This is a genomic window from Haematobacter sp., from assembly GCF_032102465.1.
GTDB lineage: Bacteria > Pseudomonadota > Alphaproteobacteria > Rhodobacterales > Rhodobacteraceae > Haematobacter.
Map to the genome: position 1 here is coordinate 1 of NZ_DAMDHB010000058.1, position 14,567 is coordinate 14,567.

At 63.5% G+C, this 14,567-nt stretch carries 19 protein-coding genes; 17 read left to right on the top strand and 2 right to left on the bottom strand.

Features of this window, described 5'->3' with window-relative positions; all coding sequences use genetic code 11:
- Positions 1 to 897 precede the first annotated feature (897 nt).
- Both RT513_RS19685 and RT513_RS19690 read right to left on the bottom strand, forming a co-directional pair.
- Positions 898 to 1,122: a hypothetical protein gene (locus tag RT513_RS19685; RefSeq protein ID WP_088215059.1), complete on the bottom strand. Its 225-nt coding sequence runs from the start codon at positions 1,120 to 1,122 to the stop codon at positions 898 to 900.
- Positions 1,123 to 1,317: 195 nt separating this feature from the next.
- On the bottom strand, positions 1,318 to 1,665 hold the full coding sequence (locus RT513_RS19690; RefSeq protein WP_088215060.1) for a helix-turn-helix domain-containing protein: 348 nt from the start codon (positions 1,663 to 1,665) through the stop codon (positions 1,318 to 1,320).
- An 89-nt stretch (positions 1,666 to 1,754) separates the two neighbouring features.
- On the opposite strand from RT513_RS19690, the gene RT513_RS19695 reads away from it, so the two are divergent.
- From RT513_RS19695 to RT513_RS19775, 17 genes are all read left to right on the top strand, one after another.
- Entirely contained in the window at positions 1,755 to 1,964 is a 210-nt protein-coding gene (locus tag RT513_RS19695) for a hypothetical protein (RefSeq protein WP_088215061.1), read from the top strand.
- 71 nt (positions 1,965 to 2,035) lie between these two features.
- A complete protein-coding gene (locus RT513_RS19700; RefSeq protein WP_088215062.1) occupies positions 2,036 to 2,305 on the top strand; it encodes a hypothetical protein in 270 nt (89 codons plus the stop codon).
- 13 nt (positions 2,306 to 2,318) lie between these two features.
- The gene (locus tag RT513_RS19705) at positions 2,319 to 2,606 is read left to right on the top strand and encodes a hypothetical protein (protein ID WP_290684689.1); all 288 of its coding nucleotides are present in this window, start codon (positions 2,319 to 2,321) and stop codon (positions 2,604 to 2,606) included.
- Positions 2,603 to 2,902 carry a hypothetical protein gene (locus RT513_RS19710; RefSeq protein ID WP_290684687.1) on the top strand — a complete coding sequence of 100 codons (300 nt, stop codon included), beginning with the start codon at positions 2,603 to 2,605 and terminating at the stop codon, positions 2,900 to 2,902. The genes RT513_RS19705 and RT513_RS19710 overlap by 4 nt, the downstream gene beginning before the upstream one ends.
- On the top strand, positions 2,899 to 3,963 hold the full coding sequence (locus RT513_RS19715) for a hypothetical protein (protein WP_290684685.1): 1,065 nt from the start codon (positions 2,899 to 2,901) through the stop codon (positions 3,961 to 3,963). The genes RT513_RS19710 and RT513_RS19715 overlap by 4 nt, the downstream gene beginning before the upstream one ends.
- A gap of 5 nt (positions 3,964 to 3,968) precedes the next feature.
- The gene (locus RT513_RS19720; protein WP_290684683.1) at positions 3,969 to 5,090 is read left to right on the top strand and encodes a hypothetical protein; all 1,122 of its coding nucleotides are present in this window, start codon (positions 3,969 to 3,971) and stop codon (positions 5,088 to 5,090) included.
- Entirely contained in the window at positions 5,083 to 5,292 is a 210-nt protein-coding gene (locus tag RT513_RS19725) for a hypothetical protein (RefSeq protein ID WP_088215067.1), read from the top strand. Before RT513_RS19720 ends, RT513_RS19725 begins: the two co-directional genes overlap by 8 nt.
- Positions 5,289 to 5,495 (top strand): hypothetical protein, encoded by a 207-nt coding sequence (locus RT513_RS19730; protein WP_290684679.1) that lies wholly within the window; start codon positions 5,289 to 5,291, stop codon positions 5,493 to 5,495. Before RT513_RS19725 ends, RT513_RS19730 begins: the two co-directional genes overlap by 4 nt.
- On the top strand, positions 5,492 to 5,725 hold the full coding sequence (locus RT513_RS19735) for a hypothetical protein (RefSeq protein WP_290684677.1): 234 nt from the start codon (positions 5,492 to 5,494) through the stop codon (positions 5,723 to 5,725). The genes RT513_RS19730 and RT513_RS19735 overlap by 4 nt, the downstream gene beginning before the upstream one ends.
- The gene (locus RT513_RS19740; RefSeq protein ID WP_290684675.1) at positions 5,722 to 7,551 is read left to right on the top strand and encodes a phage/plasmid primase, P4 family; all 1,830 of its coding nucleotides are present in this window, start codon (positions 5,722 to 5,724) and stop codon (positions 7,549 to 7,551) included. The genes RT513_RS19735 and RT513_RS19740 overlap by 4 nt, the downstream gene beginning before the upstream one ends.
- A 434-nt stretch (positions 7,552 to 7,985) precedes the next feature.
- A complete protein-coding gene (locus RT513_RS19745; RefSeq protein ID WP_313534385.1) occupies positions 7,986 to 8,639 on the top strand; it encodes a transcription termination/antitermination NusG family protein in 654 nt (217 codons plus the stop codon).
- 163 nt (positions 8,640 to 8,802) lie between these two features.
- Positions 8,803 to 9,330 carry a hypothetical protein gene (locus RT513_RS19750; RefSeq protein WP_313534388.1) on the top strand — a complete coding sequence of 176 codons (528 nt, stop codon included), beginning with the start codon at positions 8,803 to 8,805 and terminating at the stop codon, positions 9,328 to 9,330.
- 70 nt (positions 9,331 to 9,400) lie between these two features.
- A complete protein-coding gene (locus RT513_RS19755; protein ID WP_290684671.1) occupies positions 9,401 to 10,144 on the top strand; it encodes a hypothetical protein in 744 nt (247 codons plus the stop codon).
- Positions 10,145 to 10,244: 100 nt separating this feature from the next.
- Complete coding sequence (locus RT513_RS19760) at positions 10,245 to 10,892, top strand: DUF1441 family protein (RefSeq protein WP_088233993.1); 648 nt, start codon at positions 10,245 to 10,247, stop codon at positions 10,890 to 10,892.
- The gene (locus RT513_RS19765; RefSeq protein ID WP_313534391.1) at positions 10,880 to 13,039 is read left to right on the top strand and encodes a terminase gpA endonuclease subunit; all 2,160 of its coding nucleotides are present in this window, start codon (positions 10,880 to 10,882) and stop codon (positions 13,037 to 13,039) included. Before RT513_RS19760 ends, RT513_RS19765 begins: the two co-directional genes overlap by 13 nt.
- Entirely contained in the window at positions 13,036 to 13,230 is a 195-nt protein-coding gene (locus RT513_RS19770) for a phage head-tail joining protein (protein WP_290684661.1), read from the top strand. Before RT513_RS19765 ends, RT513_RS19770 begins: the two co-directional genes overlap by 4 nt.
- A gap of 4 nt (positions 13,231 to 13,234) precedes the next feature.
- On the top strand, positions 13,235 to 14,567 hold a 1,333-nt coding region (locus RT513_RS19775), incomplete at its 3' end, for a phage portal protein (RefSeq protein ID WP_313534394.1).

A 14,567-nucleotide genomic window follows, 5' to 3' on the forward strand; every position in this document is an offset into this window, starting at 1 on the left:
ACGTAGAATCTCATCCAGATTGACGCGCGCGTCTCTTCCAGATTGTCGCGCTATATTTTGACGCGTTTTATGAATTGTCGCTTGCGACGCGAGTAGCTGTCGGCGCTGGATTCCTTGCGTATGGTGTAGCTTATGCTGGCCTTCGGCAAGACCACAGTGCGGTAGATGTATTTCTTGGCACGCTGGCCTTCTCGGTGCTGGCCACTCTGGTGTTCCAACAGCCTGAGGATTGGTCGGACTGGTCGAGAGCCGCATGTGCAATAGGGGCGACGCTCTGTGTTGCGCTTTTTTGGCGCGCCTGGTTGAGGGACTTCTGCATTTGGGCGATTGGCAAGCTTGGTGTTCATCGGGAAGACGGGGTACACCGATCATGGGCCGCTCTCGTCCAGACGAAAAGAAAAGTCGGACAAATTTCAGTCCACACCAGAGACGGCCGAACCCTCTATCTCAACAACCGACAGAGTTATTCGCATGCTCCTTGGGAGGGGCTATACCTCGGCGGTGACGGGTCAGTCATTATGGCGGTGGAAGAAGAGGAGCTTCCTGATGGAAGCGAAGAGCAGAGGGAGGACGTTCACCATGCCGAGTGGGGAACCCGCATGACCTACATCCCCGCAAGCGAGGTTGTACGCGTGAACATCCGGTTGAAATAGCTTCGTTACTTCTTTTTTGGTGGCTGTGAGGGTGATGCGAGCTTCGACGGTGATGCGCCGTTCTGTATTGTGGAGGGCTGGCCCAACGGCTTAGGGGAAGCTCCCTTGTTAAAGTCTACCCTGCTCCCACCGCCGTTTGTCTTTTTGTCTGTCATTCGAATCTCCATCGTCAGTGTTGTGGTGACCGCGATGGTGATGGGCGCCGGGGGTTCTGTCGAGTCCCCGGCGCTTTCATGGCAGTGGGTCAGGGTTTCTCGCTATGATTACGCCCGCGCTTGAAGTTCTCGGCCAGCTGGGGGAAGGCCTCAGCGAAGGGCTTGGCGCAGCCCAACTGTTCATCCGTGGCCTCCGGGCTGTCCACGGCTTCCCAGTCTTCGGGTGAATAGCCGCGGCCCGGTTCGAAACTGCCTTCTTCCTTCGCCAGCGCGTTCAGGGGCTCGGTCAGGTTGGTGATCGGGTCGTTGCTCATGCCGGATTCCTTAACCGAATCGTAACGATGGTCCTCTTCTGTCCTCAGGCACTGATCCCACTACAAAGCGATGCGAGATGGCTGCAGTGTATGAGATAGGTATTATTATAAGGGGTTAATGAGTGACCGTAGAATATGAGGCATTGCTATGTACGGCGGCAGAGCTCCTGCCAAGTGGGCAATTTGATGCCATCATCACTTGCTTGGATCTTTATCTGAGCCTTCCTGTCTCGCCAAAAGATAATCAAGGAAGTTCGCTAGGTCTCGCTGGCCTGCTTCATCGAGAAGTTTTGCACGGGCTTGAAGGCTCGCCAATCGATTGAACGGGCGGCGGTCCCCGCCGTGCAGTAGGTATCCCTCATCCACGTTGAAGAACTGCGCGATGGCGTAGAGGTCAGGCCCCTTTGGCAACGCTTTAGGGCGCCTGAACCATGGCTGTAGGCGATGATAAGGCACGTCTAACTCGCGCGCGAGTTCGGACAGATTCATCTCGCGCTCAGCAAGCAACATCTGAACTCTGGAGGCAAAAGGGCTCAATTCCATGGAAGCAAGCTAGTCTTTGGCGATTGCCAAAAGCAATTTGGCATTTGCCCATTGACAGATGTTGGCAAATGCCAAATTCTACCGGCATCATGGATCCGAACATCATCATAGCTGAACTTGATGCTTACTGCGCCGCCGCGGGCTTGAAACCGACGACGGTATGTCAAAACGCGCTCGGTGACGCCCGCCTTTATGATCGGCTCAAGCGGCGTTCGGAGAAGCTGCGGGAAAGCGCCGATAGGTTGCGCAGGTATATGCAGGCCAACCCAGCTGCCGGAAAAACCGAGGCGGCGGAATGACATCCCAATCATCCGCCGCCCCTCACTCGCTACATGGTCCCACAACACGCGACGATCATGGAGCGTTTCGAGTGAAAAGTCCTTCAGAACAGACAGAACAGAAGCCTGTCGGTCGCGATGAGGATCGGCAGGAGAATGCGAACCTCATTCGCCGCGTGTTCCGGTCGCCCTCCCAGGCCGAAGTCGCGCGGAAGGCGGCGGATTTCCTCGGCGGCGAGGTCACGGACCGGACCGTCATCAACTGGCTCCAGTGCCGACACGACATGCCGGCGTGGGCCTTCAAACGCGTCTCGGCCTATCTCGAAATCGTCGAGCGCATCGCCCGGAGGATCGAGGGCTGATGTGGATCCTGCAATGCGTGATCATTCTTCCCGGCTTCACCGTCGTGCGCCTCGCGCGCGCGGTGGCCGTGCGGATCAAAAAAAACGTGAAGAATTCTTCATCTTCGTCAGGGAGCGAGAAATGAACAAGCAGCCTGACCGCCTGCCGGCGGATGACGAATGCCATTGCGACCGGTGCGAGGGGAATCGCGCGGCGCCTGATCTGATGCCACTGATCGGCGCGCGAATGGTCTCCGTGTCGGAGCCGGACGCGGGTGCCGCTTCCGATGATCTAGTTCACGCCCTTTGTGGCAAGCGGTGACCGGCGCCTTCACCCCCGTGGGTCGCGCTGCGGAGCGGATCGGCCATCTGGCCGTGCTGCGCGCCCAGCTGCTCGACCATCTACGCGCGGTGGGTGGGGTGCGGACGATGGCTGAACTGGCGGCAGAGCTGGGGCGGGACGGTGTGCTGCTGCGTGCCGATCTGGACCTGCTGGAGACAGAGGGCCTCGTCTGGCGCCGCGACATGACATGGGCCCCGTTCGGGGTCGATCTGACTGAACCCTGCTGGTGGGCGCCACGGGTGCCAGTGCCGGCGCAACCCGAGGGCAGAACATGAATCTGGACGACATGAGCATCGACGAGTTGAAAACCTTCAGGAAGTCCATTGCCGTAGTCGAAAAGGCGGCGGATGTGCTGGCCGATCTGCCCACGCCGGATGGCGGTGAGGTTCGGATCAGCCTGCAGCCCGGAGAGCGCGCGACCTTGACGACGGCATGGGTCATGCCCGCCGCCGGGGAGCGCGACGGCATGGGGGGGCCGATTCTTGTCGAGGTCGAGGATGAGCCGCGGTCATTTGCGGCACACGGGATGGTGGGCGGGTCGGGGGACCTGCAGCGCCATTGTCTTGCGGAGAGTCCCCCCGCTGAACCGGCAGCGTCAACGCCGGAAACGGGTGAGAACCCCGAGGCGATCCCTCGCGCCGAAGCCCCGACCGGGGAGGCGGCCACCGCCGCCGATCCGGTCGGGGAACCTCCGCGACCCCGCGCCGCTGTATCCAGTGTCAGCCAGCCGGAACCGTGGACCGAGCAGGATGAGGCATTTCTCGTCGAGCTGGTGGCGGATCGTCTTGCGGCAGGGGACACGCGCAAGACGGCGCTGGAGAAAGCCGCGGCGCTCATCGGCCGCACGGCGAGTGCCTGCGATTTCCGGCTGCGCTCCCGCCTTGAGGATCGGCTGCAGAAAGCGGTGGAACATCAGCGGGGCGAGCGGGCAAAGCGGGCGGCGGGACTGGCAAAGGTAGTGGCAACGGCACCGGAAAAGCCTTCGACGGAGAGGGCGATCACTGCGCCTCCGGCCCCGGCTCCTGCGCCGCCCCCGACGGAACATCCGCTGACGATTGCGCAGCGCGGTATTCTGGACGCGCTTGGGCGCCTTTCCGGCCGCAAGGGCTTTGACGCGGAGATCGATCTGGAGATCGTCGAGGGCTTTGCCCGCGGCACCAAGACCGCGGCTTTGGCGCTGGACCTCGATCTCGATGCGCCGCTGCTGCTGGCGCGGTTCCGGGATCTGACCGCCTGCATCCGCGATGCCCGCGGCAATATGACGATCGACGGGCAGGCGGACCTGATGAAGGTGTTGCGCCACCGGGTGAAAGAGGCGCGCGGCATCGCCGCCTGAGTGTCATGACCCGCTTTGCCGATGATCCGCGCCCGGCAGAGGCGCTGGCGATGGATATCGCCGAGATCGCCGACCGCCTTGCGATACAGGGGCTCAAGCGTGCCGGGGCCCGGGAGCTGACCGGACCCTGTCCGCAATGCGGTGGCCGGGATCGGTTTTCCATCAACACGGGAAAGCGGGTGTTCAACTGCCGCCATTGCGGCGGCACCGGGGGGAATATCGATCTGGCCATGTTTGTCCTGGGGCTGGATTTTCCCGCGGCGCTGACCTGGCTGTGCGGGGAGCGGGAAGGGCTGTCGGACGCGGAACGGCGGGAGCGGATCGCGCGCGCGGAGCAGAACCGGGCGCGCAATGCAGCCCGGGCGGAGGCGGAGCGGCAGCGCGCCATCGCCGGTGCGCGGGACATCTGGTCGGCGGGTGGGCCGGCCGAAGATACGCCGGTGCGCGATTACCTCACCCTGCGCGGCGTGCCGCGCGACAGGTTTCCGCGGCTGCCCGCGTGCCTGCGGTATCATCCCGACCTTGCCTATACCGTGCAGGTCGATCGCCAGTGGGTGGAGGTCCATCGGGGGCCTGCGATGCTGGCCGCGATCCAGGCGCCGAATGGACGGTTTCAGGGGGTGCATCGGACCTGGCTCGACCTGTCCCGGCCGAAGGGCAAGCCGGTGATCCTGCACCCGCAGACGGGTGAGCCGCTCAAGGTCAAGAAGTCGCTGGGATCGGTGAAGGGTGGCGCGATCCGCCTGACTCGGGCTGCGCCGGTGATGGTGATGGGCGAGGGCATCGAGACGACGTGCTCTGCGCTGGTGGCGGGCGAGCCGCCCGGGGCCGGGTATTGGGCCGGGGTCAGTCTCGGCAACATGGCGGGCAGCCGCAAGCTGGGCGAGGGCCTGCGCTATGCCGGCATCCCGGACCTGACTGACCGCGACGCCTTCGTGCCGCCGCCGGGCACGGCGCGGCTAATTTTCATAGAGGACGGGGATTCGGAGCCGCGCATGACGCGGGCGCAGCTGCTGTCAGGCCTGCGCCGCGCCATGGCTCTGCGCCCCGGCCTGAAAGGGCAGATCGTCCATGCCGGGCAAGGCGTGGACCTCAACGATGTACTCATGGGGCTGGAAAATGGGTGAAACGCTGGCTGATGCGCTGCCGAAGCGCATGAAGGAGATCCGGGAGGTTTTCATTCCGGCGTACCAAGCCATCGGTCCGACCGGAAGCTTTGCCATCGCAATGATGCAGTTCGAGTTGAGCGAGGCTGAGCGAGCACTCGCCTCTCAAGACGTTGCGCGCATGATGAGCGCGTACCAAGCCCTCATGGACTTCAAGCTATGAGCGCTGACCAGATTGCCCGTGAATTTCTTCAGGCCTCCGGCGGTGACTGGCGCGCCACCCTCTTCCGCATGGCGGCAGTGGTAGACCTGGCGCGCTGCCGGACCGATGACGCGCTGTCGCGCGGCGCGATGCACCGCGATCAGCTCGACCTGCTCTGGCGGGACCTGCATCCCAACCGGCCCAGGGAGGGAGCGAGACTATGACTGCTGATGATTTGCACATGGAGCCAGCAGCAGCCGTTGAAGTTGCAGCCTTGCTCGTCACGTGTGGCATGTGCGCTGCGCAGGTACTGGTCGAATACGAAGCGCTTGATCATGAGCACGGTCGCATTGACCCTTGCTTCGCTTTTGAGGAGTGCCCGGAATGTGGCGTCCTGCTTAATGCTCAGGCGGTCGCCTTCAACGCCTATCTCGTAGAGGGAGGCGATCTATGACTGACCGTGTCGACAGCGTGCGCTCGATCATGTCCAATCCGGAGGATGTGGAGCTTCCCGATGGGATGGCCGTGGAGCAGGGGCCTGAGGATGAAGAATCCTGCCCCGAAGATTATGCGCCGCCCCCGCCGCCCCCTGAGGATGGCGATGGCGATCAGCCGATCGATCCGGTCGAGGAAGCGGCGCTCGAGCCGCTGAACGACTACGGCAACGGCCGACGGTTCGTGATCCATTTCGGCCAGAACATCCGCTACGTCTCGCAGGTCGGCTGGCACATCTGGGATGATCGCCGCTGGCTGAAAGATGCCGAGATCAGCAAGGACCTGAGCCCCGCCATCCGCCGCCTGGCACAGCAGATGTCGGCGCTGATCGAACGCGAGGTGGATTTCATCCAGCCGTCGAAACGCGACCGGGGCCTTCTGAACGAAGAGCGCGATCTTCGCGCCCGCCGGATCAAGATCGAGGCGACCCCGGGCTATGGCGACGATGACACGCTGACGTCCGAACTGTCGCAGATCGCGGGGCGGCTGCGCGCCATCGATGCGGCGCTGAAGACCCACAAGACGCTGATCGGGCGCCGGCTGACCCACGCGAAGAACGCGGGTAACTCCGGCCCCATGACGAATATGGCCGGTGAAGCCAAGGTGATGCGTTCGATCACGGTCGATGATCTGGATCGCGGCGCTCTCCACGTGAACACGCTGTCGGGTGTCCTGCGGTTCAGCCGCGGCACCCCGGACCCCGAATCCGGCATGAGTGCCGTTCCGTCGGTCACGCTCATCCCGCACGATCGCGACCAGCTGCTCAGCAAGATCATGCCCGTCGAATACGATCCTCAGGCGAAGTGCCCCAGGTTCGACGCGTTCCTGAAGGAGATCCAGCCGAATATCGAGATACGGCAGTTCCTGCAGCGCTGGTTCGGCCTGTCTATGACGGCGTTGGAGATCCAGAAGCTGGCCTTCTTTCATGGCGCCGGTGCCAACGGCAAATCCGTCCTGGTCGACACCATGGCGCGGATCTTCGGCGACTATTCCGCCACGGCGAAAATTGAGTCGCTGACTGGCAAGGGAAAGAAGTCGGGATCGGATTCGCAGCCGGACCTTATCCCGCTCATCGGGGCCCGCTGCGTGCGGACCTCGGAGCCGGAGGAGGGGGAGCGGCTCCAGGAGGCGCTTGTGAAAGCGCTGACCGGCGGTGAGCCGATGATGATCCGCGACCTGTTCTCCGGCATGATCGTGTTTCAGCCCGTCTTCAAGCTGACCATGTCCGGCAACCACCTGCCGGACATCCGGGGTGGGGATGACGGCATCTGGCGGCGGGTAATGCTGGTCCGCTTCCCCATCCAGATCCCCGAGCAGCGCCGCCGGCCGAAGGTGGAGATGGACGCCATGCTTTGGGAGGAGCGTTCCGGCATCCTGAACTGGCTCATCGCCGGTCTGCTCGACTTCCTCGAAGCCGGGCTGGACGAGCCGGAGGAAGTGCGGTCGGCCACGGACAGCTATCGCAAGGATAGCGATCCGATCGGCACCTTCCTGGCCGATGCCACGATCGTCACCGGCTATGAGGGCAACTTCATGACCTCGCGCGAACTGATCGAGGCGTTCAACTTCTGGATCGAGGAGCGCGGCGAGACGCGATGGGGCGGCCGGACCGTCTCCAACCGGCTGAAGGAGAAGGCGGAGAGCTGGCGGCATCCCGATGGCGGCAAGTGCTTCTCACCGGGTAAGTCGGGCGTGACGGGCTACAGGGGCATCCGGCTAACCGACGAGTTCGCGGGAAGGATGCGGGATGCCCAGCAGAGCGGGGGCCTGCCATGGGCCCGCTGACCCCGCACCCCGTTTCGATGAGGAAAGCAGCTGGCGGGCCTTCGGGCCCGTTCGGCATGTTCCGGGGTCGGCCTCGGTTTGGGCCTGACGGGCTTAGCGGAGGTTCCGGTTGGGCGTGAGATGATAAGGGGGTTCGGGGGTCAGGGTGAGCGTTATCATAGGCTTAGGTGGCAGATTTGGGCTTGAGGGCCTGACGGGCCTGAAAATCTCGGGCATACGCGCGCGCTTATTCAAGGCGGGGTTCGGGGATGAGATTGCCTTGTGCATAGGTCGAATTCTCAAGCCCGTCAGGCCCTCAAGCCCAAATTCCACACTTAACCTACTGAAAACAAACGAACTGCACCCATCAAGCCCATACCATTCTCAAGCCCTCCCTTCTTCTCACTAAGCCCATCAAGCCCAATAGAAAACAATCGAAAACAATCGAAAACAAGATGTCGAAACATCACCCAGCGGAGGCACAAGATATGGATTTCAACGCGACCGGGCTGAGTGTCGGCGACGTGGTGAGGGTCGGAGAAGGTTTGGCGCCGGTCTTCGCCGCCGGTCCGGCCCGGTGGTATGCGCTGCGCGTCGCGCCCCAGCGGGAGGATCAGGTGGAGGCATGGCTGCAGCGGCGCGGGGTCTATGCCTTCCACCCGGTGTTGATGCGCAAGGTCCGTCGCATGGGCAAATCGCGAGACTACGCGCGGCGCTATCTGCCAGGCTATGTCTTTGCCCGCTTCCCGGGTCAGGCAGTGCCGCATCGGCTGGTGGGGCGCAGCGGGATAACGGGGGCACTCACCTGCGCCGATGGCTCGTGGGGAGTGCTGGAGCCAGCAGACCTGCGAAAGCTGCATGCCATGCGGAAAGTCGACGTCAAGACCAAGGCGGAGCGGCGCGCAGCCCTGGCGGCGGAGCGCCGGGCTCTGACGGTATCAGCAGGTGAGCCTGCCTTGTTTCGATCCGGCCCGTTCGCAGGCTTCCATTGTGAGGTAGTGGAATTGACCGCAGCGGATGACGCCAAGGTGGTTGTCACGATATTCGGTCGCGAGACACCCGCTCAGGTGCCCGTATCTGACCTCGTGGGTGTCGTACGATCCTGTTGACAGCTGGGACAGGTGCTGGCTATGTTCTCGAATCATAGACCTACGCTGGCCAGCCCGCCCCAATAGGGGCCTTGCGCCCCAGCTGGTGGTCGGTGACGCGAGGTTTCTAAACTCGTGACACGGGGTTATAATGTCCTCACTATCGATGGAAGCTAAGGCATGGTTGAGGGACAATGACCCGGCCCGCCGCTTCCGAGCGAAGAGATACAAGGCGTCCGTCGCGCATAAGCGAGGAAAGGTTGTGCTAGCGCCGGCAGCGCCACAGATTGCCTTGGACAGAAAGGCAAAAGACGAGGAGCCAGCGCAGGCGGGACGTTTCCACACTGCGCCACCATCCGCCTTGGAATTTCTGAAGCGGAATGCAGGCTTTCAGGGTGAAGAATGCTTGTTTATGCCGTTTGCCAATGGGGTTTCGCCGCGCAAGGTGACCTATCGCGGGAAGCGGTCGTCATGCTCAAGGGTAATGTGCATCCTTGCTCATGGCGAACCTTCGATGGAAAGGCCTGTATCGCGACATTTGTGTGGCAACGGGCATCTGTCGTGCGTCAATCCTGCGCATCTGGCGTGGGGAAGTGACTTCGACAATTCCTGCGACGCGCAAGTCCATGGCAGCATGGCGTTGTCATCGGCTTCAGAAAAGGCTGAAGCGGCCAAACATGCAGAGACGCTGAGGGAAGATCGTCAGAAGTAGCTTCGGTCTGACCGCCTTCAATGTGCCCTGAGGGATGTCCTCGGGGCCTTTTGCTTTTCTGGGGGTCGCGATGATCGAGCTCACCGTTGATGACGGCAGCTTTCAGAAGGCTCTGCTTCAGTTGTCCACCAAGGATGTGGCGATTGCTGCAACGTGGGCGATCAATGACACGGCAGCCGATGTTCTGGGCAAGGTGCAGGCCAATGTCCGGGATCACTTCGACCGTCCGACGCGGTTCACGCAGAACGCCTTCGCCGTGACGAAGAAGGCCAAGCCGGGTGATCTGGAGGCGGTGGTGGGCGAGCGTCCGTCAGTCTCGCGTCGGCACTACCTCAAGGTTCAGGAGCGGGGTGGCCCTCGGGCGATGACCGCGACGGAGAAGCTGATCTCGATGGCGGCGCCCTCCGCCATGGACATCCGCGGAGTGCTCCCCGCCGACGAAGCCAAGCTCGACGCATTCGGCAACTGGTCGGGCGGCGAACGCAATCGAGCGCTCTCCGCACTCCGTGCGCAACGGGATGTGACGACGAACACGACCGTTGCCTCCAAGAAGCGCAACAAGAAGCGGGCAACCTACTTCATTCCGCGCACCGGGCTGATGCCCGGCATCTACCGGAAGGACAGCACGGGAACGATCGGCATCGTCGCGGTCTTCACCTCGAAGGTGCCGGGCTACCAGCGCCGGCTCGGGTTCATGGACGGGGCGGAGGAGGCCTACCGGGCGCGTCTGCCCCTCCACCTTCGCCGGACCCTCGCCCGGATGGCCGAAAAGAGGGGCTTGGGTCCTTCCGGGCCATCAGGCGCACGCGGGTAATTCGCACCCCGGTTCGTGCGCGTTTTTGAATTTTATCTCGCCCTAACAAGAGGTTGTTGTTGTGGTTTCTGTGGAAAGTCAATCGGAAACCCCGGACCTTATGCCGGTCGAGGTCGACGACGCGATGCGGGAACTCCTGCAGCGCTTTCCGCTGCCCGCGGGTGTGATGGACGCAGACTGCAGCCAGGAAGAGATCGCGCAGGCCTTCAACATGTCGGTGAACACGGTCGCGACCTGGATCAAGCAAGGCGGTATGCCCGTGGTGCAGCACGGCGGCAACGGGCGTCGCTACATCATCCGCCTGTCGCACTGCTGGGCTTGGCGGAAGGCGACGGAGGCGCAGGAAGATACGCGGGACCGGCACAACAAGGCCCAGATCACCGCACTGCAAGCGTCTTTTCTCGGCCTGGAGGTAAACGATCCGCGGGCGGAAATGACACCGCAGCAACGCCGCGAGGCGGCGATGGCGGATATCGCGTGGTCCAAGGCGGCACATATGCGTCGCCAGCTCGTACCGCTGGGCGACGTGGTCAATCTTCTGGAGACGCTCTTCCAGATCGTACGGGACGGGATAGAGGCCATGCCGGATCGGCTGGAGCGCGAACTCAGCCTCAAACCGGATCAGGTCTCGACCGTAGTTCGCGTGGGTGATGACGTCCTGCGCTCCATGACGGAGGCGGTTGAGGAAGCGGAACTCAAGGAACGTGATGTCCCGGATGTCGACGTTCAGGAACGATGGCTGATCTGAGCGGCGCGCCGGTCTCGGTCCCGAGGGGGATCGAGCCGCTCCCAGCCTATACCGATCCCCGGTCGGCGCTGAAGGTAGCCCTGCCGTCGCTCCGCCCGGCCGCCCGGATCAGCGTGACGGAATCGGCTGAACGCTACATGCGGGTGAACGTGTCGGGCCAGTGGCAGCCGTTCCGGGCGGATGTGGCGCCCTACATGGTCGAGCCCACGGACATGACCGCGTCGCGGCGGTTCCGCGGGCTCGTCTTTGCCGGGCCTTCGCAGTCTGGCAAGACGCTGATGCTGCAAACGGTCGCGGCGCATGCGATCATGTCGGACCCGGGCAGGGTCGCCTTGTTCCAGATGACGCGCGATGCCGCGGCACTGATGGAGCGCGAGAAGATCGCCCCGGTGATCTACAACAGTCCGGCGCTGCGTGGGCGGTTGGCGAAGGGCAGGGGGTCGGACACGATCTTCCAGAAGCTGTTTGTCGGCGGGACGCATCTGACGTTGGACTGGCCGACCCCGGAGAAGCTGGCCTCGACCACGGTGCGGACGCTCCTCGCGACGGATTTCGACCGTCCGGCTTGGGGAAATGGTACAATCGGAGACGGTGATCCCTACACGCAAATGCGGGCCCGTACCCGGACCTATCTTTCGCGCGGAATGGTTGTCATTGAGAGCAGCCCGGGCGCGCCGATCGAGGATGAAAGCTGGCGACCCCAATCGCCGCATGACTGCCCGCCCGTCAGGTATGGGGTACTGTCGCTATATCCAGGCGGGACCCGTGGACGGTGGTACGTACCATGTCCAGATTGCGGGGCGATGTTCGAAATGACGTTCGCACGTCTGGTTTACCCCGATTCCGCGGACCCAGTAGAGGCCGGGGAGGCGGCCCGGATGCGATGCCCGCATTGCCACGAGACGTTCGGGCATGACCTGAAGCGCGAACTGAATGGCGCGGGGTGCTGGTATCACGAGAGCACTCCGGACGAAGGTGGCCGGATAGACCTCGTCCGTGTCGATGACGGTAATCTTCGCCGAACCGACCTGCTCAGCTATTGGCTCGACGGGGCCAGCGCAGCCTTCGCGACATGGGCAGAGCTGGTGGCTGCCTACCGGCAGGCGGAGGATCATTTCGACGCCACCGGCGACGAGGAGAAGCTGCGCGCGACGGTAACGACAGGACAGGCGCAGCCCTACCGCCCCCGCACCGCAAGCTCCGAGATGGAGATCACGCTGCAGGGGCTCAAGGACAAGGCGCAGGGGATCGATACGCCGAAAGGTGTGGCACCATCCTGGGCCAAGTATCTGACCATCTCGGTCGACGTGCAGGGTTCGCGATTCCCCGTGGGCGTCACAGCTTGGGGCGAGGGTGGCCGCCATCAGCCGATCGACCGCTTCGACGTGATCCAGCCGCCGGAGGGGGCGCCGGGCGCATCCGGCCGGGCTCTGCGACCCTTCGAGATCGCGGAGGACTGGAAGGTTCTTGAAGCGCTGTCGACGCGGGTGTGGCCGGTCGAGGGGGCGGACTGGGGCCTGCGGGCGGTGGCAATTGCCGTCGATATGCACGGGGGCGGCGCCACCACGGACCACGCCTATCGCTTCTACCGGGCGCGCCGGAAGGCAGGGGAAGGAAAACGGTGGTTTCTTACGCGTGGTAACGGCGGGCTGCACCACACCGATCGCGTCTGGCTGCGGGCGCCGGAGCGGGCGAGCGGCAGGCGGCGGGTCGCGAAGGATATCCACATCCTCAACATGGCAACCGACAAGTTGAAGGATGCGGTCGCCGCATCGCTCCGGCTGACGGATGACGGCCAGAACCTCTGCGTGATTCCCGGCTGGATGGAAGTGTCCGAACTGACGGAGTTCACTGCCGAACGCCGCGGCACGTCTGGCTGGGAAAAGCGGCCCGGGATGGTGCGGAACGAAAGCCTCGACCACCTCGTCCAGGCGCGCGCCCTGCACATTCATCTCGGGGCGGAGAAGATCGACTGGTCTGCGCCCACAAAAACATGGGCGATCCTGTCGGAAGAGAATGAGTTTGTTGTCCGCGAGTGCGGGGTCGCAGAGCCGGAGACGGCGAAGGCCGATCCAACCCCCGCTCAACCCGCTGGTCGGCCCGCTCCGCGCGGCGGCTGGATCAAGCGAAGGGAGAAGTGGCTATGAGTTACACCGTCGACCAGTACCACGCCTTGTGCAGCGCCATAGCGAAGGGCGTGACCTCGCTCGAGCAGAACGGTGAGAAGGTGACCTATCGGAGCCTCGCCGAGATGCGCCAGATCAAGCGGGAGATGGAGCAGGGGCTGGGCCTCATTCCTTCGCCACGCACCCACTACCCGACGGTCCGGAAAGGCTGACAGCATGAACATGGTCGAACGGACCATCCTGGCAGTTGCGCCGGGATGGGCTGCGAAGCGCGCGCGCTCGCGGGCCGTCACCGCGCATTTCGACGGTGCGACGGTGGGTCGTCGGTCCTCGACGCTGCGCCCCAGCGGTACCGATGCCGACGGCGCTGCCCGCCAGCGGCAGAGGATGTCCTTCTTTGCGCGTGACATGGTCCGCAATACCCCCTTCGCCACCCGGGCGCAGGCGGTGATCACGGGCAATGCCGTCGGCGACGGCATCATTCCGAAGGTGTCGGTCACCTATCCGAAGCTGCGCAAGACAGCCCTCAAGCTGATCAGCGCGCGCGGGCTGAAGCGTATCGAGGAGCATTTCGACACCACGCGCATCGATCGTGCGGGGCTCCTGAACCTCTATGGCCTGCAGCGGCTGGCGATGAATACCGTGGTCGATGCCGGCGAATGCCTGATCCGGATCCATGACGACACGCTGATCCCGAGTGCGCTCCCGCTGCAGCTGGAGGTGATGGAGCCGGACTACCTCGATCAGTCCAAGGTCGGCTGGCCGTCCGGTGGCGGGGATATCCGCAACGGCATCGAATACGACGCGGCTGGTCGGCGTGTTGCCTACTGGCTCTTTCCGGCACACCCCGGCTCGGACTGGCCCGCCAATCGGGGCGCCACCGTGTCCCAGCGCATACCGGCGGAGGAGATACTGCATCTCTTCCGTGTGGACCGCCCGGGACAGCAACGGGGCGTGACCTGGTTCGCGCCGGTCATGATGCGCCTGCAGGACCTCGCGGATCATGAGGACGCGCAGTTGATGCGCCAGAAGATCGCGGCCTGCTTCGCGGCTTTCCGCGTCTTGGGCGAGGGGGATCGCAACGAGGTTCCGACCGACATCATGCCTGGCATGATCTACGATCTGGGCGACGGCGAGGATGTGAAATTCGCGGTGCCGCCCGGGGTTGAAGGTTATGACGAATTCACCCGTTCCGTGCTGCGTTCGGTCGCCGCCGGCATGGGCATCACCTATGAGGCGCTGACCGGCGATCTCGCCCAGGTGAATTTCTCGTCCGCGCGTATGGGGCGGCTCGAGATGGATGCCAATGTCAGCGCCTGGCAGTGGCTGATGCTCATGCCGCAGATGATGCAGCCGCTCTCCCGGGTGTTCGTCGATGCGTGGCAGTCGGTCGATGCCGAAGAATTCGCCGCCGCCGGGCTGCCGGATGATATCTGGCAGCATATCGGGCTGAGCTGGGTGCCGCCGCGGAAGATCATCGTGGATCCGGCGCGGGAGTTCGCGGCGCTGCGCGAGGCGGTTCGATCCGGCTTCGCATCCCGTCAGCAGG